Source organism: Proteus sp. TJ1640 (genome assembly GCF_003144445.1).
Lineage (GTDB): Bacteria > Pseudomonadota > Gammaproteobacteria > Enterobacterales > Enterobacteriaceae > Proteus > Proteus penneri.
Genome location: NZ_PENY01000044.1, coordinates 35,336 through 56,530, shown reverse-complemented (window position 1 = coordinate 56,530; position 21,195 = coordinate 35,336). Strand labels below are relative to the sequence as shown.

Sequence of the window (21,195 nt, the reverse complement as noted above, 5' to 3'; positions counted from 1 at the left end):
TTATGCCTTTATCACAAGATGACACTTCACCACGCCCTTTAGAAATTGCGGCTATTGACCTCGGTTCTAATAGTTTTCATATGATAATTGCACGTGTTGTTAATGGTGCATTGCAAGTATTAAGTCGTTTAAAGCAGCGAGTTTATCTTGCTGATGGGCTTGATGATAATAACGAATTAAGCGAAGAAGCTATGTTACGTGGGCTTTCTGCTCTTTCTCTTTTCGCTGAAAGGTTGCAGGGCTTCCCCGCAGAAAATGTCACCGTCGTAGGAACACATACTTTGCGTGTCGCCACTAATGTTAAAGTCTTTCTTCAACGAGCCAAAGACGTTATTCCTTATCCTATTGAAATCATTTCAGGCCATGAAGAAGCGCGACTTATTTTTATGGGGGTTGAACACACTCAATCTGAAAAAGGTCGAAAACTCGTTATCGATATCGGTGGTGGTTCAACAGAACTCGTTATTGGTGAAAATTTTGAGCCAATTTTAATCGAAAGCCAACGCATGGGTTGCGTCAGTTTTAGCCGTCAATTTTTCCCAGAGCAGAAAATTAGCGAATCCGCTTTTCGTAAAGCGCGAGAAAAAGCAGCGCGTAAAATGGAAAAAATTGCATGGCAATATAAAATGACTGGCTGGGATGTGGCTTTAGGGGCATCGGGAACAATTAAAGCAGCCCATGAGATCTTAGTTGAGTTTGGTGAAAAAGACGGTGTTATCACACCTGAACGCCTACTTATGCTCACTAAACAAGTTTTACGATTTAAGAAATTTAAAGATATTGCCCTGCCGGGTTTATCTGATGAACGTAAACGTGTTTTTGTACCAGGTTTGGCTATTTTATGCGGCATTTTTGATTCTTTAGGATTAAAAGCCTTACACCTATCTGATGGTGCATTACGTGAAGGTGTGCTTTACGAAATGGAAGGCCGATTTCGCCATCAAGATATTCGTCAGCGCACAGCTAAAAGCCTTGCAGAGCACTATAATATCGATAGAGAACAAGCAAAACGTGTTCTTGACACAATGCAATCGCTTTACGCTCAGTGGGCACAACAAAATCCTAAACTGGTTCGCCCTGATTTAGAAGCTATTTTAGTTTGGGCTGTCATGTTACATGAAGTAGGATTAAGCATTAATTTAAGTGGATTACATCGCCATTCTGCCTATATTCTTTCAAATACTGATTTACCCGGTTTTAATCAAGAGCAACAGCTGTTATTAACAACCCTCGTTCGCTATCACCGAAAAGGGATCAAGTTAGATGAGTTGCCTAAATTTAATCTTTATAAAAAGAAACAGTATTTTCCACTCGTACAAATACTAAGGCTGGCGACTTTACTGAATAATCAACGACAATCAACAACAAAACCTGCCTCTTTGCGTTTAGTTACAGATGAAAATCATTGGACACTTTATTTTCCTAAAAAATATCTTTCCGATAACACATTGATGGAATTGGATTTAGAAAAAGAACAAGAACATTGGCAGTCAGTTCCCGGTTGGAAACTGGATATAAAAGAGGAATCTGCTTAACAATATGATATTATACAGAAAAAGACGCTAGTCAATGCGTCTTTTGTTGCATCTATCATACAACGACTATCACATAACAACATAGGTTTGATTTGTGACCATAATATGAACATCACCAACGCAATATTGTTCAAGATTCATATATTTTATACGGAGAAGACCGATAATCATCCTAAAATGGAATAATTAGTATCAGTGGTTATCTCCCTCGTAAGAATTAAAAAGGAATAACATGTCTCAAACAGCTATCAACAATGATACTGCGGCTGCCATCAATCCGTATTCACAAAAAGTGGCACACCTGCGTCAGCAAATTTTGAGCATCTTTCTCGAAGATGAGCCTTTTGTTGAAACCGTTTTAGGTGAAGCGAGTGAAAATGATAGGCTGAGCCACCATGAACTTCATGAAAAAATCACCACTGTTAGAGAATTACTACAAGATCTACACGCGGCAGATATTGCAGATATTCTTGAAGCCCTTCCCTATGACGAACGTCTAGCTCTGTGGCATTTGGTTGATAATAATGAACGTGGTGCTGTTTTAGTCGAAGCTTCTGTCGCCGTTTGGGACAGCTTAATTAAAGATATGACTGACCGTGAATTATTACGATCGGTCGCCACATTACATGTGGATGAGCAAGCGTACATCGCAGAACACTTACCTCGCGATACAATGCGTCGCCTTCTTACCTATTTAGAACCAAGCCTGCGTAATAGAATAAGAGAAGTTCTGCAATATCCCAAAGACAGTGTCGGCCAGATGATGGATTTTGAGTTCGTCACTGTGCGAGGGAATGTCACATTAAAAACGGTACAGCGCTATCTACGCCAACGAGGTTCTATTCCTGAAGCAACGGATAAAATTTTCGTTATTGATAATAAAAACCATCTGTTAGGTGAACTTCCATTAACGACTGTTTTGACGCAATCTCCTGATAAGCTTGTCTCTGATGTAATGAAAACAGACACCGTTAGCTTTATGCCTGAAGAAAAAGGTGAAGATGCAGCGGGTGCGTTCGAACGTTATGACTTAATTTCAGCGGCTGTTGTTGATAGTAATGGCCTTCTAATGGGTCGATTAACGGTTGAAGATATCGTTGATAACATGCACGAAGAGAGTGATACCAATATTCGTCGTATGGGTGGTTTGAGTCCAGAAGAAGACGTCTTTGCACCAGTCGGGCAAGCGGTTAAAACACGTTGGACATGGCTTGCTATTAACTTATGTACCGCCTTTGTGGCTTCTCGTGTGATTGGTGTGTTTGAACATACGATATCCCAATTAGTCGCTCTCGCTACATTAATGCCGATTGTTGCGGGTATTGGGGGAAATACAGGTAATCAGACCATTACAATGATTGTACGTGCTTTAGCACTACATCAAATACAAACGGGTAGTTTCTCTTTCTTAATTTTAAGAGAATTAGGTGTCGCCCTTATTAATGGTATTGTGTGGGGAGGCATAATGGGAATTGTCACCTTCCTACTCTATGGCGATATGGCTATGGGTGCAGTAATGACAATGGCGATGGTATTAAACCTCTTAATGGCTGCCATGATGGGGGTATTGATCCCAATGACAATGATTAAATTAGGTAAAGATCCCGCAATTGGTTCAAGCGTTATGATAACCGCGATTACCGATACAGGTGGTTTCTTTATCTTCTTAGGTTTAGCAACTATCTTCTTAGTCTAAAACAAGCCTTATAACGCTAACGCCACTGATAATAAAATACAGTGGCGTTTTTTTATGTCAATCAAATAGATATTAGGCTGTTGTTGAAAGGTAATAATAAATAAGCAACAAAGCGATAACCAATGAAGTAACAAAAGTCTTTTTAACAGAAGTACTTAATAAATAACTGTCATTTTGGTCGGTGTTATTGAGCATAATTTTTAATGCTAAACCACCCCCTAATGCGACGATAGAAAGTGATACGAACAGAACAATTGCGGCTAAGAGAACAGCACTCATTGAGATAGAGACCATAAATCCTCCGATATATCAATTGACGTCCTGATGTAATTATAACCAAGAATAGTTTTTTTGATGCCTCTTTTTGTTTTTATTTTCAATTTAGAGAGGAAATTCATGAAAACCACATTATGCATAAAAACACAAAAATAAAATCATTATCATAATTTTTGTTGAATTTAAATTTTAATAAAAATCAATATAGTAAAATTAAATTTCAACAAATCAAAATTTAACATACAGCAGAATATTCTAATAATTCATTTTCTATCAGATCATATCTTTCATTATTGATACTATTAGCTTTCTTAATTATCTAATAATAACTTTATTTATGGAAAATAATAAATTAACTTATTCCCTAATTTATTATTCTTATATATATCTAGGGTTGAATAAATATATTCAACATTAAACTTTTTTTATTTAAAAATACTGAGTTCTTACTTGTTTTTAATCAATATAATAAATTTATTATCTATTGATAAAATTTAATTTAATGATATTTAACTTCAATAAAGTACAAAATTAAAAGTAAATAAAACCACAAGAAATTAAAACAATAGTCAATAATGTTGTTTTAATTTCATCTATTTACATTATAAAGAGCTTCCTGTTATAACTTAAACCATCATCACAATATTATTCTTTCTCGCATAAGTAGCCTTTAAATAACTTTTTTGTTATTTATTTTCACTCTAATTTATTCGCTTATTTAAAAAGAATCTCATTGTGATCTTATTACTTATTATTCTTATCACGATAATTATTATAGGTTGTTATTATGACATCACAATCACACTCCACTCAGCCATTGAGTCAACCTACGGCAAGACCATTGAACCGCAACGACTATAAAACGTTGGGTTTATCCTCACTAGGAGGAACGTTGGAGTTCTATGATTTCGTGATCTTCGTGTTCTTTACGAAAACATTGAGCCACTTGTTCTTTCCTGGTGATAACGCCTTTATTGCACAAATGCAGACATTAGGTATTTTTGCAGCTGGCTATCTTGCTCGGCCTTTAGGTGGCATTATTATGGCGCACTACGGCGATATTATTGGCCGTAAACGCATGTTTACCTTAAGTATCTTCTTAATGGCGGTACCAACATTAGTTATTGGTTTATTACCCACTTATGCCAGCATTGGTGTTGCAGCACCATTATTATTGTTATTAATGCGCATTATGCAAGGTGCTGCTATTGGTGGTGAAATGCCTGGTGCTTGGGTGTTTATCGCAGAGCATACGCCAAAACAACGTTATGGCTTAGGTGTAGGCACATTAACCTCAGGCATTACAGGCGGTATTTTATTAGGTTCAATCGTGGCGATTATCGTTCAGCGTAGCTATAGTGCTCAAGAAGTGAATGATTTTGCATGGCGAATTCCCTTTATCTTAGGGGGGATTTTTGGCTTAATCTCTGTTTACTTACGTCGCTTTTTACAAGAAACGCCTATCTTTAAAGAGATGGCAGAGAAAAAAGCGTTAGCACAAGAAATGCCCGTGGTTTCAGTTATTAAAAATCATAAACAGGCGTGCTTAATTACTGCTGCATTAACATGGTCTTTATCAACAGCCATTGTTGTCACCATATTGATGACACCTAGTGTTATTGTTGAAGGGATTTACAAAATTGATAGAACCACCTCATTGGAAGCGAACTGTGTTGCAACATTAACCTTAACTTTAGGTTGTATCTTCTGGGGCTGGATTGGCGACAAATTGGGAACACGAGTTTCAATGACATTATCATGGGGTGGTTTGATTGTTACAGCATTCCATTTCTATGGCAGTTTAGATGCAACAATGTCCGGTTTTCAGTTAGCATTGAATTATGGATTAATGGGCTTTTTTGTTGGTGCGATTGCAACAACACCAATTGTTAGTACAAGAGCATTTCCACCATCAATTCGTTTTTCAGGCTTGTCTTTTGCTTACAATATGGCTTATGCCGTGTTTGGTGGATTAACCCCAATGTTAACTGGTGCATGGTTAGAAAAGACAGCAATGGCAGGTGCCTATTATGTCGCTGGAGTCTCATTCTTAGCAATTGCTGTCGCATTCTTACCTTTAGCCTATAAAGGTTGGACTGCGGTAAAGCCAACTACCCGTGAAAAAGACGTTGCATTACAAATTGATAAAGTTGTTAGTTAAAAGTGACTTATTATCAACGTTTTCTGTTCAATACAGCTCCTTGATAGGAGCTGTATTTTTCTATATACAACAAAAAAGGACGCCTTATGGCATCCTTTATTTTTCTTAAATTTTTTGTTTTTTTAATGGCACAAATTATTGTGTCATTTTACTTAGCATAGGTGCCGTGATCAGCATTAGAATTGCGATAACACCTGTTACAATACCGATTTGTAAGAATACACTGCTGTAAATTTCCAATGAAGCGTGAGCACTTTGTACATCTTCTGGTACTGCCATTAAACTCGCAACTTTACCTGCAATAATTGCAGCAGCGGCAGAAGTTAAGAACCAAGCCCCCATAATAAAGCCCATTAAACGCTGTGGTACAAGTTGTGCAACCATGGCAAGTCCAAGCCCTGAAATCATTAACTCGCCAATACTCTGGAAACCATAGCTTGCTACTAACCACCATGAAGATACAATCCCTGCTTCATTTGCCATGCTTGCCCCCAGTGGTAACACTAAGAATGCGGTCGCACTTAAGAACATTCCAACAGTGAACTTATAAGGCATAGGTAATTTATCGCCCATAAAGTTATACACCGCGGCTAGTAATGGACTCGCTAACATGATCCAGAATGGATTAAGTGATTGGAATTGTTCTGGTTGAACACTGAAACCTAACAGAGAATGTTCTACGTTATGAATTGCGAAGAAGTTTAAAGATGTTGGCATTTGATCGTAAAGAACAAAGAATACCACAGCCTCAACCATCAGTAAGAATGCAACAATCATCTTGCGACGCGCCACACCTTTCATCATAAAGGTTTCACGCGCAAAAATGAGGATGATACCTAATGAGATCACAGCTAAAGACCAACTTGCCACTTCATTATTATGTAACAACCAAGTCGATACTGCCGTTAAAGCAACGATACCCACCAGCGTTAATAACAATTTTGAATAATTAAGCGGTTCAAAATCAGGTCTAGAGCCTTTATCTTTGATCCATCCCCGACAAACCATAAAGTTTGCTAAGGTGATCAGCATACCTACAACACTTAATGCAAATGCTACATCCCAACCATAATTAGCTGCTAACCATGGTGTTGCTAACATAGATAAGAACGAACCTACGTTGATAGACATATAGTACATCGTAAATGCACCGTCTAATTGCGGATCGTTTTTCTCATAACAGGTCGCGAGTAATGAGGATGGATTTGCTTTAAATAAACCATTACCTACAGCAATGGTTGCAAGTCCCCAATAAATCACGTCTTTATCGTGATCTGAGAAGGCCACCATCGCATAACCAATTGCCAGAACGATAGCTCCGAGGACTATAACCCTTTTTGTACCAAGGACTTTATCACCCAGCCATCCACCGATAGCAACAAAACCATAAACCAATGCGGTAAATGCAGCAAAAACAGTGATGGCTTCTGCCTCACCCATGCCCAGCATTTTAACCAGATAAACGGCCATGATCCCTTGCAGACCGTAATAGCCGAAACGCTCCCATAATTCGATTGAGAAGATGAGATAAAACGCACGAGGCTGTTTAAATGCATTCAGGCTCGGTTTTTGTCCATCGTCAGGTGTGTTTGCAGTTGACACTAAAAACCTCTAATTATTCTATACGCCTTTATAGTTAGGCTGATTTTTACAAAATTTTCGTTATTCAAGACAGAGTTAAAGCTCGGTGAATTTCATACTGGATTGTTATTCTTTGAAAAGAGTTCAACGCAGAGAAAAACAAGGTTGGCATTCTATCACTGGAAAGAATAATTATCTAAGAATTATAACTAACTATTGCGTTTTATCATAGTTACAGGCATTTGTACAAAATAGTTATGCGATTAAAAAACCATCAATCAAAATAACATACTGATTATTAATAAATTATATTCCACTTAATTATCCCTATATAAAGAATTAAGCTACGCTACTGATTATCGCTAATTTGCTAAATTATCTCTTATTGAATAACAACGATAAAATAATGCCAGTAGCAATTTGTTTTAATTGATTAAAATAACACCAATAAAACACATTCCTTGACTTAATTTCCATATTTCCTCCATTTTTAACTGTGTAGAAACAGGTAGAATGTCACTATTCCAAAATTTTATTTCAGTATTTCTGATTAGCTAGTTGCCAGTGGGATCACAAAAGTAATGAATAAAAACAAAAATGCTAAAAAAAGAGTTTCTCTCATTATCGCTTTAATCGTCGTAATCGCAGGGGGTTACGCCTATTGGCAATTTAATGCAGCAAAAACAGCGTCGCCTGAAAATAAACTGGCTCAAGCAACTAACTCACAAAGTCGAAGTACATCTGGATCTCGACGCCCTCCTTTACCGCCTGTTCAAGTTGCAACATCAACACAAGAGGATGTACCTCAATTTTTATCGGCCTTAGGTACAGTGAAAGCAACCAATAGCGTCACAGTGACAAGTCGAGTTGAAGGTCAATTAATGGCTTTACATTTCACGGAAGGGCAACACGTTCATCAAGGTGATTTATTAGCAGAAATTGACTCCCGTCCATTTGAAGTGCAACTAGCCCAAGCCAAAGGACAACTTGCAAAAGATCAAGCCACATTAGCTAACGCACGTCTTGATTTAGCACGTTATCAGAAGTTGGCAAAAACTAATTTAGTCTCACAACAAGAGCTAGATAATCAGCAAGCTTTAGTGAAGCAGTCAGAAGCAAGTATCCGTATTGATGAGGCTACGATCAGTAATGCGCAACTGCAATTAACTTACAGTAAAATTACAGCACCCATTTCAGGTCGTGTGGGATTAAAACAAGTTGATGTGGGTAACTATATTTCAGGTGGTTCATCAACACCGATTGTAGTTATTAATCAAATGGATCCTGTTGATGTGCTTTTTACATTGCCAGAACAAGATTTAGCAAAAGTCATTCAAGCACGTAAAAACAGTGCTAATTTGCCTGTCACCGCATTAGACAGAAATAACCAATTTGAATTAGCTCAAGGTAAATTATTTAGCGTTGATAACCAAATTGATGCTACAACTGGCACCATTAAGTTAAAAGCACGTTTTCCACAACAAGAGACAACATTATTTCCTAACCAGTTTGTAAACGTGCGTCTTTATGTCGCTACATTAGAAAAAGCGGTTGTTATTCCGAATGCTGCACTACAAATGGGTAATGAAGGTCACTTTGTTTGGGTTGTAGATAGTGAAAATAAAGTGAGTAAATTACGCGTAGAGATCGCCTTACAAAATGCGGAAAAAGTCGTAATAGCATCTGGTCTATCAGCAGATCAGCGCGTTGTAACCGATGGAGTGGATAGATTAACACAAGGTGCAAAAGTCGAAATCGTGACGCCTACTGCACCAAAGACTAAAGAAAATAACCGTGTTGTTGCGGAGAAAGCATAATGACCGAAAAAACACACGGTACAGGTGGCGGCCCCTCTCGCTTATTTATTCTGCGCCCTGTTGCAACAACTCTTTTTATGGTCGCTATACTCTTAGCCGGAATTGTCGGCTATCGAATGCTACCCGTCTCTGCGTTACCTGAAGTTGATTATCCAACTATTCAGGTCGTTACACTCTATCCTGGAGCAAGCCCTGATGTCATGACATCAGCTGTCACTGCACCACTTGAGCGTCAATTTGGGCAGATGTCTGGGTTAAAGCAAATGTCATCTCAAAGCTCTGGTGGTGCATCGGTGATCACACTGATGTTCCAATTAACATTACCATTAGATGTTGCAGAGCAAGAAGTACAAGCAGCGATTAATGCAGCCACTAATCTGCTACCATCCGATTTACCTTACCCACCAATTTACAGTAAAGTTAATCCAGCTGATCCGCCTATTTTAACCTTAGCGGTGACTAGCTCGACATTACCGATGACACAATTGCAAGATATGGTTGAAACCCGTATTTCGCAAAAGATTTCACAAGTTAATGGCGTAGGTTTAGTGGCTTTAGCGGGTGGTCAGCGTCCTGCTGTTAGGGTCAAACTCAATGCACAAGCCGCAGCATCTTACGGTTTAGATAGTGAAAAAATTCGTGTGGCAATCAATAATGCGAACGTTAACTCAGCGAAAGGAAGCCTTGATGGCCCTACTCGCTCTGTAACGTTATCGGCTAATGACCAAATGAAATCATTAGAAGATTATCGCCAACTCATCGTTGCCTATAAAAATGATGCGCCTATTCGTTTATCTGATATCGCAACTATCGAACAAGCGCCTGAAAACAACCAATTAGGTGCATGGGCAAATAATGAACAGGCGATTATTATAAATGTGCAACGTCAACCTGGTGTTAACGTTATTGATACCACTGATAATATTCGTAATTTATTACCCGATTTAGTCTCTAATTTACCAAAATCCGTGAATGTTGAGATCTTAACCGATAGAACCACAACGATCCGCGCGTCAGTTAAAGATGTACAGTTTGAGCTTGGTTTAGCTATCGCCCTTGTGGTGATGGTGATTTATCTCTTTTTGCGTAATGGTGTCGCAACCTTAATTCCAAGCATTGCTGTACCACTTTCATTAGTCGGTACATTCGCAGTGATGTATTTCTGCGGTTTTTCTGTCAATAATCTCACCTTAATGGCATTAACGATTGCGACAGGCTTTGTTGTCGATGACGCCATTGTTGTGATTGAAAATATCTCTCGCTACCTTGAGCGTGGTGATAAACCATTAACTGCAGCGCTAAAAGGGGCTGGTGAGATTGGTTTTACCATTATTTCGCTTACCTTCTCTCTTATTGCTGTACTGATCCCTCTGTTATTTATGGGAGATATTGTTGGCCGCTTATTTAGAGAGTTTGCTATCACCCTTGCTGTCGCGATCCTAATCTCTGCGGTGGTTTCGCTCACATTAACACCAATGATGTGTGCTCGGTTGCTAAAACCTGAAAATGAAATCAAGCACAATCGTTTTGAAATGGCGTGCGAGCGTTTCTTTGAAAGAATGATTGCTGTGTATGCAGTTTGGCTCAAACGTGTTTTAAACCATCAATGGATAACGCTTGGCGTAGCACTTAGCACATTGGTGCTAACTGTTTTGCTGTATATGTTTATTCCTAAAGGTTTTTTCCCATTACAAGATAACGGGCTATTGCAAGGAACTATTGAAACCTCACAATCTATTTCTTATCAAGCAATGGTAGAAAAACAACAACAAGTGGTTGATAAACTCATTGATGATCCCGCTGTTGATAATATTGCCAGTTTTGTCGGCATTGATGGCAGTAACGCAACACTCAATACGGGGCGATTGCAGATCACGCTAAAACCCCTTGATCAGCGTGACGATAGGATAGATGTGATTATTCCTCGTTTACAAGCGCGTATTGCGTCTATTGCAGGAATGACTCTTTATCTGCAACCGACTCAAGATTTAACCATTGATACGCAAGTTTCTCGTACTCAGTATCAATTTACGTTACAAGCAACATCATTAGAGGAGTTGGCTTATTGGGTGCCTAAGCTCTCTCAGGCACTAAAAGAGAGTCCTGAATTAACGGATATCAGTAGTGATTGGCAAGATAACGGCATGATGGCATATATCAAAGTAGATAGAGACTCAGCAAGCCGTTTAGGTATTTCGATGAGTGAAATAGATAACGCACTTTATAATGCTTTTGGTCAGCGTTTAATTTCAACTATCTACACTCAAGCCAATCAGTACCGCGTTGTATTGGAACAAGATATTCGCAGTGGTGATGGTTTACAGGCGCTCTCAGCCGTACATTTAACTGGCAAAGATGGTGCTATGGTGCCTTTATTATCTATTGCATCTGTTGAACAACGTCTAGCACCTCTTTCGATTAATCATCAAGAGCAATTTCCTTCAGCAACATTCTCATTTAATGTCGCAGAACAATCCTCTCTTGAAGACGCAGTGAAAGCAGTAAAATTGGCTGAAGAGCAGATTTCTATGCCGAAAGATATTACCACCCAATTCCAAGGTGCGACGTTGGCATTTGAAAGTGCGCTTTCTAGCACTTTATGGCTGATTATCGCGGCTATTGTGGCAATGTATATTGTACTCGGTGTGTTATATGAGAGCTTCATTCACCCTATTACTATTTTATCTACGCTACCTACCGCAGGTGTCGGTGCACTACTTGCATTAATGGCCGCAGGTAATGAGCTTGATATTATTGCGATTATTGGGATCATCTTACTTATCGGGATCGTAAAGAAAAACGCGATCATGATGATAGACTTTGCCCTTGCCGCCGAACGAGAGCAAGGTTTAACCCCTTACGAGGCTATTTATCAAGCGTGTTTATTACGTTTTCGTCCAATATTAATGACCACAATGGCGGCTCTTTTAGGTGCTTTACCTTTAATGTTAAGTACCGGTGTGGGTGCAGAATTACGCCAACCATTAGGGGTTTGTATGGTCGGTGGCTTAATTATGAGCCAAATATTAACTCTGTTTACTACGCCTGTAATTTATCTGCTGTTTGATAAATTATCACTCTATGTAAACCGCAATAAACACGTTGAGAATAATAACGGGGCTGTATCATGAAGTTTTTCGCCCTCTTTATTCAACGACCTGTAGCAACTACGTTGCTCAGCTTGGCGATTTCGCTATGTGGTGCATTAGGTTTTATGTTGCTCCCTGTCGCCCCATTACCCCAAGTTGACTATCCGGTTATTAATATTTACGCCTCCTTACCAGGGGCTTCACCTGAAACCATGGCATCTTCAGTGGCGACACCACTTGAGCGCTCTTTAGGGCGAATTGCGGGTATTGATGAAATGACATCAAGCAGTTCACTTGGAAGTACCAGCATTACGTTGGTGTTCGATTTAAATAAAGATATCAATACCGCAGCTCGTGATGTGCAAGCGGCATTAAATGCTTCACAAAGCTTATTACCTTCTGGAATGCCAAGCCGCCCGCGTTATTATAAATCGAATCCTTCTGATGCACCGATTATGATCTTAACGCTCACCTCTGACACACAAAATACCGGGGAGCTTTACGATCTCGCTTCAACACGGCTAGCACAGAAAATCTCACAGATTGAAGGTGTGAGTGAAGTTTCGGTTGGTGGCGGCTCATTGCCTGCAATACGTGTTGCTCTCAATCCTGATGCGCTATTTAACCAAAACGTCAGCCTTGATGATGTTAGAAAAGCAATTAACCAAGCGAATGTGCGACGACCTCAAGGCTTTGTCAATAATGATGAAAATCGTTGGCAAATTCAAACCAATGACGAGCTAAGCAAAGCGGCTGAATATCGCCCAATCATCGTGCATTACAATCAAGAGGCTGTTGTGCGTTTAGGTGATGTCGCGCAAGTCACTGATTCAGTACAAAACTCACGCGCAGCAGGGATGAGTGGCGGTGAACCGGCTATTTTACTGGTTATTCGCCGTGAAGCGGGTGCCAATATTATTGAAACGGTTAACCGTATTCGTGATGAACTTCCTGAATTACGTGAACTTATTCCTGCCAGTGTTGATTTAAAAGTTGCCCAAGATAGAACGCCCACTATCCGCGCATCCTTAGCAGAAGTTGAACGTGCATTAGCTATTGCTGTGGCGCTAGTGATCTTAGTTGTATTTTTATTTTTACGTTCAGGTCGTGCCACACTGATCCCTGCGGTTGCGGTACCCGTGTCATTAATTGGTACTTTTTCAGCCATGTATCTTTGTGGCTTTAGTTTAAATAACCTTTCATTAATGGCATTAACCGTAGCTACCGGCTTTGTGGTTGATGATGCCATTGTGGTGCTTGAAAATATCTCTCGTCATATTGAGAATGGTTTAAAACCTAAAGATGCCGCCTTGAAAGGGGTCGGTGAAGTTGGTTTTACAGTTCTTTCGATGAGTATTTCTCTTGTTGCTGTTTTTATTCCATTACTGTTGATGGATGGCCTTGTTGGACGATTATTTAAAGAGTTTGCTATAACCTTAACAACCGCCATTGCGATTTCGCTATTTGTTTCTCTAACGCTCACCCCCATGATGTGCGCACATTTACTCAAAGGGATGAAACCTAAAACACAATCGCATTTACGGGGTTTTGGTAAGTTACTTTTCCGCCTGCAACAAAGTTACAGCGTCACATTACAAGCAGCGTTACGCCATCGGCGCTGGGTTATGGCTATTTTTCTCGCCACATTGGGCTTAAATGCTTATTTATACATCAGCGCACCTAAGACATTTTTCCCTGATCAAGATACAGGTCGTTTAATGGGGTTTGTTCGTGCTGACCAAAGTATTTCATTCCAATCAATGAAAGAAAAAATGACCCGTTTTATGCAAGAAATTAATGCAGATAAAGACGTTGATAGCGTAACGGGTTTTACTGGTGGGGGTCGTATTAACAGTGGATTTATGTTTATTTCCCTCAATCCCCTGTCAGAACGTACTGATAGTGCCAACCAAGTGATCAACCGTTTACGTGCCAAACTTGCTGATGAACCTGGCGCCAACCTCTTTTTAATGCCTGTGCAAGATGTTAGAGCGGGTGGACGCCAAGCGAATGCCAGTTATCAATTCACATTATTAGCTGATGATCTAAGCGAGTTGCGTAAATGGGAACCCATTGTTCGTAAAGCGTTAGGCGAACTGCCTCAGCTTGTAGATGTTAACTCAGATAAAGAAGATAAAGGCGCCGAAATGGCACTGACGTACGATCGTGATACTATGTCGCAATTAGGTATTAATGTTAGTGATGCCAATAATCTACTGAACAATGCTTTTGGTCAGCGTCAAATCTCCACCATTTATGCGCCATTAAATCAGTATAAAGTAGTTATGGAAGTCTCTGAACAGTATACACAGGATGTTTCTGCGTTAGATAAAATGTATGTGGTCAATAATCAAGGTGAACGTATTCCATTATCGGCATTTGCAAGTTGGTATCCTGCTAATGCACCGTTAAGTGTAAATCACCAAGGGCTATCTGCGGCCTCAACTATTGCTTTTAATATTCCTGAAGGCTATACATTAGCCGATGCCATTAATTCTATTGAACGCACAATGACCGAGTTGGGCGTACCCAATACCGTAAGGGGCACCTTTGCAGGCACAGCACAGATTTTTCAAGAAACCATCAAATCACAGCTTATTCTTATCTTAGCGGCGATTGTAACGGTCTATTTAGTATTAGGTGTGTTATATGAAAGTTATATTCATCCGCTGACCATTTTATCTACTCTTCCTTCCGCGGGTGTTGGTGCGTTATTAGCGTTGCAGCTTTTTGATACACCTTTTAGCTTAATTGCGCTTATTGGTATTATGTTGCTGATTGGTATTGTGAAGAAAAACGCCATTATTATGGTAGATTTTGCGATTACAGCACAGCGTGAAGGCAAGTTGTCAGCTAAAGAGGCGATTATTCAAGCCAGCCTATTACGTTTTCGCCCTATTCTTATGACAACACTCGCTGCATTATTTGGTGCATTACCACTAATGTTAGGTAGTGGAGATGGCGCAGAGTTAAGACAACCTTTAGGGATAACAATTGTCGGCGGTTTATTAATGAGCCAGCTACTGACCCTCTATACAACCCCGGTTATTTATCTATTTTTTGATGGATTGCGTGAACGTTGGCAACAACGGCGTTTCAGCAAGAAAGAGGCTAAAGCATGAAACTGAGAAGCAAGCTGTTCTTGGTAATTTTCGCGACCTGTATGGTTGTGGTTCTTGCCATGCATATTGGGATTCGAGGTAGCTTTCAACAAGGATTTATTGGCTATATCAAGAAAAACAGTGAACAACGTGCAACTCTTTTAGCTGAAGCCTTAACAGATCAATATGCTTTAACCGGCGACTGGCGTTTTCTTAATAGAGATGATCGTTCTCTTTATCAAATATTACGCAGTATCGACCAAATAAGCCAAAGCAGTGAAGGCCCTCCACCCAAAGGCTGGCGTACACAGTTTTGGATCGTTGATAAAAATATGAAGCGCTTATTTGGTCATGACAATCAGTTTCCTGAAGAAACGTTCAAAAAACCAATTACTGCTCATGATGAAATTGTGGGTTGGGTGATTGTCAGTGCCGCTGATAAGATCAGTAGTGAAGCGGATATCAGTTTTGATAAACAACAACTGCGTACCAGTTGGATCATTGCCGGTTTAGCAGTTCTTTTAGCTTTACTTATTACACTGATCCTTTCTCGCAATATGATACGCCCCGTTAAACGACTGGTCGAAGCGACACATAAATTAGCAGCAGGTGACTTCTCTGTTCGAGTAACGCCCACAAGTAAAGATGAAATCAGCCAACTCGCCACAGACTTTAACCAACTCGCCAGCACACTAGAAAAAAATGAGCAAATTCGTCGCGATTATATGGCAGATATCTCACATGAATTGCGAACCCCTCTTGCCATATTAAAAGGTGAACTCGAAGCGTTACAAGATGGCGTAAGAAAGCCCACGGCAGAGACATTAAACTCCCTTTTATTCGAAGTAACAAACCTGACAAAACTGGTGAATGATCTCCACCAACTCTCATTATCAGATAGAGGCTCTTTAACTTATCGTAAAGATTTTATTGATATTAATGAGGTGATTTTGTTGGCTGTGGCTTCTTATCGTCACACCTATCAAACTAAAGATATTGCTTTATACACTGAATTAGATGATGTCTCTCCATTAATTGTACAAGCCGATCCTGACCGGCTTATTCAGCTTTTTCATAATCTATTAGAAAATAGTGTGCGCTATACCTATGCTGGTGGGCAATTACATATCAAGACAAGAAAAGAGAACAACCGCGTATTGATAACCTTGGAAGATAGCGCACCTGGATTAGATAGATCACAGTATCAAGCCGTTTTCCAACGTTTTTATCGTGCAGAAAGCTCACGAAATCGTGCCAGTGGAGGCTCTGGATTAGGTCTTGCGATTTGCGAAAATATCGTTGAAGCTCATAATGGTAAAATAAGTGCTATGCCTTCATCTTTAGGTGGCATGAAAATTCTTATAGAATTACCCGCATATTCTGATGATCTTTAAGCCTAATAACCATTGAGCCAATAAATGACCCTATCTGAATCTCCTTATTCAATCCTGATTGTTGAAGATGAGCCTAAACTTGCCCAATTGCTTATTGATTATCTTCAATCATCAGGTTATCAAACTTATTGGTTAGCAGATGGTGCTGAAGTTAGCCATTGTGTAAAACAGCAACATTACGATTTAATACTATTAGATCTGATGTTGCCCGTTAAAGATGGCATTACTGTCTGTAAAGAGTTACGTCAGTTTTCCGATATTCCCATCATTATGGTCACAGCTAAAACAGAGGAAGTAGATAGATTACTCGGGCTTGAGATTGGTGCTGATGACTATATTTGCAAACCCTACAGCCCAAGAGAAGTGGTCGCCAGAGTCAAAACTTTATTACGCCGTTTTTATCGACCACAAGATATTGTTCAAAACGATAAATTAGTCGTCATTGATGAGCAGGCTTATCAAATCCAATACAACAATAAAATTCTTGATTTAACGACTGCTGAATTTCGTTTACTTAAAGCGTTAGCCACTCAACCCGGTAAAATATTGACGCGTGACCAACTTATGGATCACCTTTATGATGACTACCGTATTGTGACGGACAGAACTATTGATAGTCACATTAAAAACTTACGACGCAAACTAGAGCAACTTAACGATCAAATTGAATTTATTCGTTCAATTTATGGCCAAGGCTATCGTTGGGAAACCCAAGCTTACCGTTTTCGATGATATTTTTTCAGGAATACATTGAACCTCGCTACACTTAAGCGCTAGAATCCCCTCCTTTATGATATACCCCTACCCAATGTGTGGGGGACTGACTTGAAATCAGAACCAGGAAATTAACCATGTTTACACCCGAATTGCTCTCTCCTGCTGGCTCATTAAAAAATATGCGCTATGCCTTTGCTTATGGCGCAGACGCCGTTTATGCAGGTCAGCCACGTTATAGCTTACGTGTGCGTAATAATGAGTTTAACCACGAAAACCTTGCCAAAGGTATTCAAGAAGCCCATGAATTAGGTAAACGCTTCTATGTTGTGGTTAATATCGCACCTCATAATGCTAAATTAAAAACCTTTATCCGTGACTTAAAACCTGTCATTGATATGGGCCCTGATGCGCTGATTATGTCTGATCCGGGTTTGATCATGATGGTACGTGAGGCCTTCCCTGAAATGGATATCCACCTTTCAGTACAAGCCAATGCCGTTAACTGGGCAACCGTAAAATTCTGGCGCCAAATGGGATTAACTCGCGTGATCCTTTCACGTGAACTTTCTATTGATGAAATTGCTGAAATTCGTAAGCAAGTTCCTGATATGGAATTAGAAGTTTTCGTTCACGGTGCATTATGTATGGCTTACTCAGGCCGTTGTCTACTATCTGGCTATATCAATAAGCGTGACCCAAACCAAGGTACATGTACTAACGCTTGCCGTTGGGAATATAAAGTCGAAGAAGGCAAAGAAGACGATGTGGGCAATATCGTTGAAAAATACACGCCAATCCCAGTTAAAAACGTTGAGCCTACTTTAGGCGTTGGCGCGCCAACAGATAAAGTCTACTTAATCGAAGAAGCAAAACGTCCTGGTGAATATATGACTGCGTTCGAAGATGAACACGGTACTTATATCATGAACTCTAAAGACTTACGTGCGATTGAACATGTTGAGCAATTAACACAAATGGGTGTGCACTCTCTGAAAATTGAAGGTCGTACTAAATCCTTCTATTACTGTGCTCGTACAGCGCAAATGTATCGTCGTGCAATTGATGATGCTGTTGCAGGCAAACCCTTTGATCCAACGTTGCTAACGACATTAGAAGGCTTAGCACATCGTGGTTATACCGAAGGTTTCTTACGTCGTCATACCCATGATGCGTACCAAACTTATGAATATGGTTACTCTGTCTCTGACACCCAACAATTTGTCGGTGAATTCACTGGTAAACGCGTAAACGGTTTAGCGGAAGTTGATGTTAAAAATAAATTTGTTTTAGGTGATAGCCTAGAATTAATGACACCAACTGGAAATATTCAGTTTACGTTAGAATCACTGTTTAACAAAAAACAGCAACCAACGGATGTTGCTCCGGGTAATGGTCACATGGTTTACTTGTCTGTTCCTGAAGATGTTGATTTAGATTTCGCACTGCTGATCCGCAACCTACAAGGTACAACAACACGTCAACCGCATAAAATTGATGCGGTTGAAGTAAAGTAAAGCGTCATAATCTGATTTAAAGTGGTCAATTTCAAATACAGATCACATCAATAATGATTTGTTTGCCGTATCATCAGTTCTGAAAAATAAAGAACTAAAATGAATACAGTAAGACTAGGAACCACCTCCTTGGCAAATCCAATCTCCCTTGGATTTGCCTTTTCTTTTTTCACTTCCCGTTATCAATTATCTTTTCGTAAAACACACTCCTTTTTCGTTATACTTTGTAAAAAAAATAGTAATTTTCTCGATATCCATTACCTTTAAAAGAGTGATTCAATTAAAGGAACTCATCAATGAGTAAAATTAGTTTACTGATCATTAATGGAAAAAGCGCGAACAACGGTGCATTGAGAAAAGCAGTCTACCAATTACGTAACGAAGGTTTTAACCTCCAAGTAAGAGTAACTTGGGAATCCAGTGATATACGTCGTTTTGTACAAGAAGCGATAGATATACAGGCAGAAACGGTGATTGCAGCCGGAGGCGATGGAACAATTAATAGCGTTGTATCTGAACTAATTCATCTCTCCCCCTCATCGTTACCAACACTTGGCATTATTCCATTAGGTACAGCAAATGATTTTGCCACCAGCGCACAAATCCCTCGTGATATGGAGAATGCCCTTAACTTAGCCGTTAAAGGACGGGCAGTGCCCATTGATGTTATCAATGTAAATAAGACCCATTATTTTATTAATATGGCTTCTGGTGGTTTTGGTACCAAAATTACCACTGAAACGCCAGAAGCCTTAAAATCGGCATTAGGAGGGGCAGCTTATTTTATTAATGGTCTTTTAAGTATTGATTCTTTGAAAGCAGATTACTGTACTATTGAAGCAGAAAACTTTCACTGGAAAGGTGAATCCCTCATTCTCGGTATTGGTAATGGTCGCCAAGCCGGGGGCGGGCAACAACTCTGCCCTGATGCATTAATTAATGACAATAAGCTTAATATCACTATTGTTGAAGCGCACGAATTACTCCCTTCTCTTTTCAATAGCCTGTTTGATCGGAAAAAAAATGACAAGATAATCGAACGTGAAAGTCGCTGGGTAAACATTAGTGCTTCTCATGAAATGATATTTAATTTAGATGGAGAACCCCTTTTAGGAAATAAATTTGAATTTATTGTGCTACCTGAAGCGATCCACTGCCGGTTACCGCCTCAATGTGACTTGTTATCTTAATGTAGATAAATGACAATCACTCTCATCTCATCATGAACTGGAGTATGTAATGACTGATATAGTAAGTTTGTTAGGTGCTGATGCGAAATCATTATTGGAACATCGTTGCCAAACCATCCCGAGCGAAAATCTCTACCTGCCAGGTTCTGACTTTGTTGATCGCGTTATGATTGATAACAATCGCCCTAATAGCGTGTTACGTTCAATGCAAACCCTGTTTAATCACGGGCGTTTAGCGGGAACAGGTTATCTGTCCATTCTACCTGTTGACCAAGGGGTTGAACATTCTGCTGCAGCCTCTTTTGCCGCAAACCCACTCTATTTTGATCCGAAAAATATTGTTGAGTTAGCTATTGAAGCGGGTTGTAACTGTGTTGCCTCTACTTATGGTGTTCTTGCTTCTGTTTCTCGTCGCTATGCACACAAAATTCCTTTCCTTGTGAAATTAAACCACAATGAAACCCTAAGCTACCCAGCGCAATATGACCAAACACTGTACGCCAGTGTAGAACAAGCCTTTGAAATGGGTGCTGTTGCAGTGGGTGCAACCATCTACTTTGGTTCACAAGAAAGCCGTCGCCAAATAGAAGAAATTTCAATGGCCTTTGAGCGTGCACATGAATTGGGGATGGTCACTGTATTATGGGCTTATTTACGCAACCCAGCCTTTAAAAAAGATGGCGTAGATTACCATGCAAGTGCAGATTTAACCGGTCAAGCAAACCATTTAGCCGCAACAATTGGTGCTGATATTGTTAAACAAAAAATGGCTGAAAATAACGGTGGCTTTAAAGCAATTGGTTTTGGTCATACAGATGAGCGTGTTTACACCAAACTCACTACTGAAAACCCAATTGATTTAGTTCGTTACCAATTAGCAAACTGCTATATGGGACGTGCGGGATTAATTAACTCTGGTGGTGCTTCAGGTAATAATGACCTTGAAGATGCTGTTCGTACCGCCGTTATTAATAAACGAGCGGGTGGTATGGGCTTGATCTTAGGGCGTAAAGCGTTCAAAAAATCAATGAAAGATGGCGTGGCTCTAATTAATGCCGTACAAGATGTTTATCTAAATAAATCTGTCACTATTGCTTAATTATCTGATTTTACGATCAGTTAAA

At 39.7% G+C, this 21,195-nt stretch carries 13 protein-coding genes; 11 read left to right on the top strand and 2 right to left on the bottom strand.

The window, feature by feature from the left end; genetic code table 11:
• Positions 1 to 2 precede the first annotated feature (2 nt).
• Together ppx and mgtE are read left to right on the top strand one after the other, a co-directional pair.
• The gene (ppx, locus tag DK861_RS17555) at positions 3 to 1,535 is read left to right on the top strand and encodes an exopolyphosphatase (protein ID WP_072064204.1); all 1,533 of its coding nucleotides are present in this window, start codon (positions 3 to 5) and stop codon (positions 1,533 to 1,535) included.
• Between the two features lie 232 nt (positions 1,536 to 1,767).
• Positions 1,768 to 3,231, top strand: a complete 1,464-nt coding sequence (gene mgtE, locus DK861_RS17550) for a magnesium transporter (protein WP_006533059.1) — start codon at positions 1,768 to 1,770, stop codon at positions 3,229 to 3,231.
• A gap of 72 nt (positions 3,232 to 3,303) precedes the next feature.
• Here mgtE and DK861_RS17545 read toward each other — a convergent pair whose 3' ends face one another.
• Positions 3,304 to 3,525 (bottom strand): hypothetical protein, encoded by a 222-nt coding sequence (locus DK861_RS17545; protein WP_072064206.1) that lies wholly within the window; start codon positions 3,523 to 3,525, stop codon positions 3,304 to 3,306.
• 769 nt (positions 3,526 to 4,294) lie between these two features.
• On the opposite strand from DK861_RS17545, the gene DK861_RS17540 reads away from it, so the two are divergent.
• Entirely contained in the window at positions 4,295 to 5,668 is a 1,374-nt protein-coding gene (locus DK861_RS17540) for an MFS transporter (protein WP_072064207.1), read from the top strand.
• Positions 5,669 to 5,803: 135 nt separating this feature from the next.
• Here DK861_RS17540 and dtpA read toward each other — a convergent pair whose 3' ends face one another.
• Positions 5,804 to 7,270 carry a dipeptide/tripeptide permease DtpA gene (gene dtpA, locus DK861_RS17535; protein ID WP_109400903.1) on the bottom strand — a complete coding sequence of 489 codons (1,467 nt, stop codon included), beginning with the start codon at positions 7,268 to 7,270 and terminating at the stop codon, positions 5,804 to 5,806.
• Between the two features lie 560 nt (positions 7,271 to 7,830).
• On the opposite strand from dtpA, the gene DK861_RS17530 reads away from it, so the two are divergent.
• The 8 genes from DK861_RS17530 (at position 7,831) to fbaB (ending at position 21,170) form a co-directional block, all read left to right on the top strand.
• Entirely contained in the window at positions 7,831 to 9,066 is a 1,236-nt protein-coding gene (locus tag DK861_RS17530; RefSeq protein ID WP_109400902.1) for an MdtA/MuxA family multidrug efflux RND transporter periplasmic adaptor subunit, read from the top strand.
• Positions 9,066 to 12,197 carry an MdtB/MuxB family multidrug efflux RND transporter permease subunit gene (locus DK861_RS17525; protein ID WP_109400901.1) on the top strand — a complete coding sequence of 1,044 codons (3,132 nt, stop codon included), beginning with the start codon at positions 9,066 to 9,068 and terminating at the stop codon, positions 12,195 to 12,197. The genes DK861_RS17530 and DK861_RS17525 overlap by 1 nt, the downstream gene beginning before the upstream one ends.
• A complete protein-coding gene (mdtC, locus tag DK861_RS17520) occupies positions 12,194 to 15,277 on the top strand; it encodes a multidrug efflux RND transporter permease subunit MdtC (RefSeq protein WP_109400900.1) in 3,084 nt (1,027 codons plus the stop codon). Before DK861_RS17525 ends, mdtC begins: the two co-directional genes overlap by 4 nt.
• Positions 15,274 to 16,650 carry a two-component system sensor histidine kinase BaeS gene (gene baeS / locus DK861_RS17515; protein WP_109400899.1) on the top strand — a complete coding sequence of 459 codons (1,377 nt, stop codon included), beginning with the start codon at positions 15,274 to 15,276 and terminating at the stop codon, positions 16,648 to 16,650. Before mdtC ends, baeS begins: the two co-directional genes overlap by 4 nt.
• Positions 16,651 to 16,674: 24 nt before the next feature.
• A complete protein-coding gene (gene baeR, locus DK861_RS17510) occupies positions 16,675 to 17,382 on the top strand; it encodes a two-component system response regulator BaeR (protein ID WP_072064213.1) in 708 nt (235 codons plus the stop codon).
• A 119-nt stretch (positions 17,383 to 17,501) separates the two neighbouring features.
• On the top strand, positions 17,502 to 18,881 hold the full coding sequence (gene yegQ, locus DK861_RS17505; RefSeq protein ID WP_072064214.1) for a tRNA 5-hydroxyuridine modification protein YegQ: 1,380 nt from the start codon (positions 17,502 to 17,504) through the stop codon (positions 18,879 to 18,881).
• A gap of 296 nt (positions 18,882 to 19,177) precedes the next feature.
• Entirely contained in the window at positions 19,178 to 20,071 is an 894-nt protein-coding gene (yegS, locus tag DK861_RS17500; protein ID WP_072064215.1) for a lipid kinase YegS, read from the top strand.
• A gap of 49 nt (positions 20,072 to 20,120) precedes the next feature.
• Positions 20,121 to 21,170: a class I fructose-bisphosphate aldolase gene (fbaB, locus tag DK861_RS17495; protein WP_006533078.1), complete on the top strand. Its 1,050-nt coding sequence runs from the start codon at positions 20,121 to 20,123 to the stop codon at positions 21,168 to 21,170.
• Positions 21,171 to 21,195 lie beyond the last annotated feature (25 nt).

Bases quoted from the DNA above. Each gene is read 5' to 3' on its own strand.
- ppx (WP_072064204.1), top strand. From the start codon at position 3: ATGCCTTTATCACAAGATGACACTTCACCACGCCCTTTAGAAATTGCG.
- mgtE (WP_006533059.1), top strand. From the start codon at position 1,768: ATGTCTCAAACAGCTATCAACAATGATACTGCGGCTGCCATCAATCCG.
- DK861_RS17545 (WP_072064206.1), bottom strand. From the start codon at position 3,525: ATGGTCTCTATCTCAATGAGTGCTGTTCTCTTAGCCGCAATTGTTCTG.
- DK861_RS17540 (WP_072064207.1), top strand. From the start codon at position 4,295: ATGACATCACAATCACACTCCACTCAGCCATTGAGTCAACCTACGGCA.
- DK861_RS17530 (WP_109400902.1), top strand. From the start codon at position 7,831: ATGAATAAAAACAAAAATGCTAAAAAAAGAGTTTCTCTCATTATCGCT.
- DK861_RS17525 (WP_109400901.1), top strand. From the start codon at position 9,066: ATGACCGAAAAAACACACGGTACAGGTGGCGGCCCCTCTCGCTTATTT.
- mdtC (WP_109400900.1), top strand. From the start codon at position 12,194: ATGAAGTTTTTCGCCCTCTTTATTCAACGACCTGTAGCAACTACGTTG.
- baeS (WP_109400899.1), top strand. From the start codon at position 15,274: ATGAAACTGAGAAGCAAGCTGTTCTTGGTAATTTTCGCGACCTGTATG.
- baeR (WP_072064213.1), top strand. From the start codon at position 16,675: ATGACCCTATCTGAATCTCCTTATTCAATCCTGATTGTTGAAGATGAG.
- yegQ (WP_072064214.1), top strand. From the start codon at position 17,502: ATGTTTACACCCGAATTGCTCTCTCCTGCTGGCTCATTAAAAAATATG.
- yegS (WP_072064215.1), top strand. From the start codon at position 19,178: ATGAGTAAAATTAGTTTACTGATCATTAATGGAAAAAGCGCGAACAAC.
- fbaB (WP_006533078.1), top strand. From the start codon at position 20,121: ATGACTGATATAGTAAGTTTGTTAGGTGCTGATGCGAAATCATTATTG.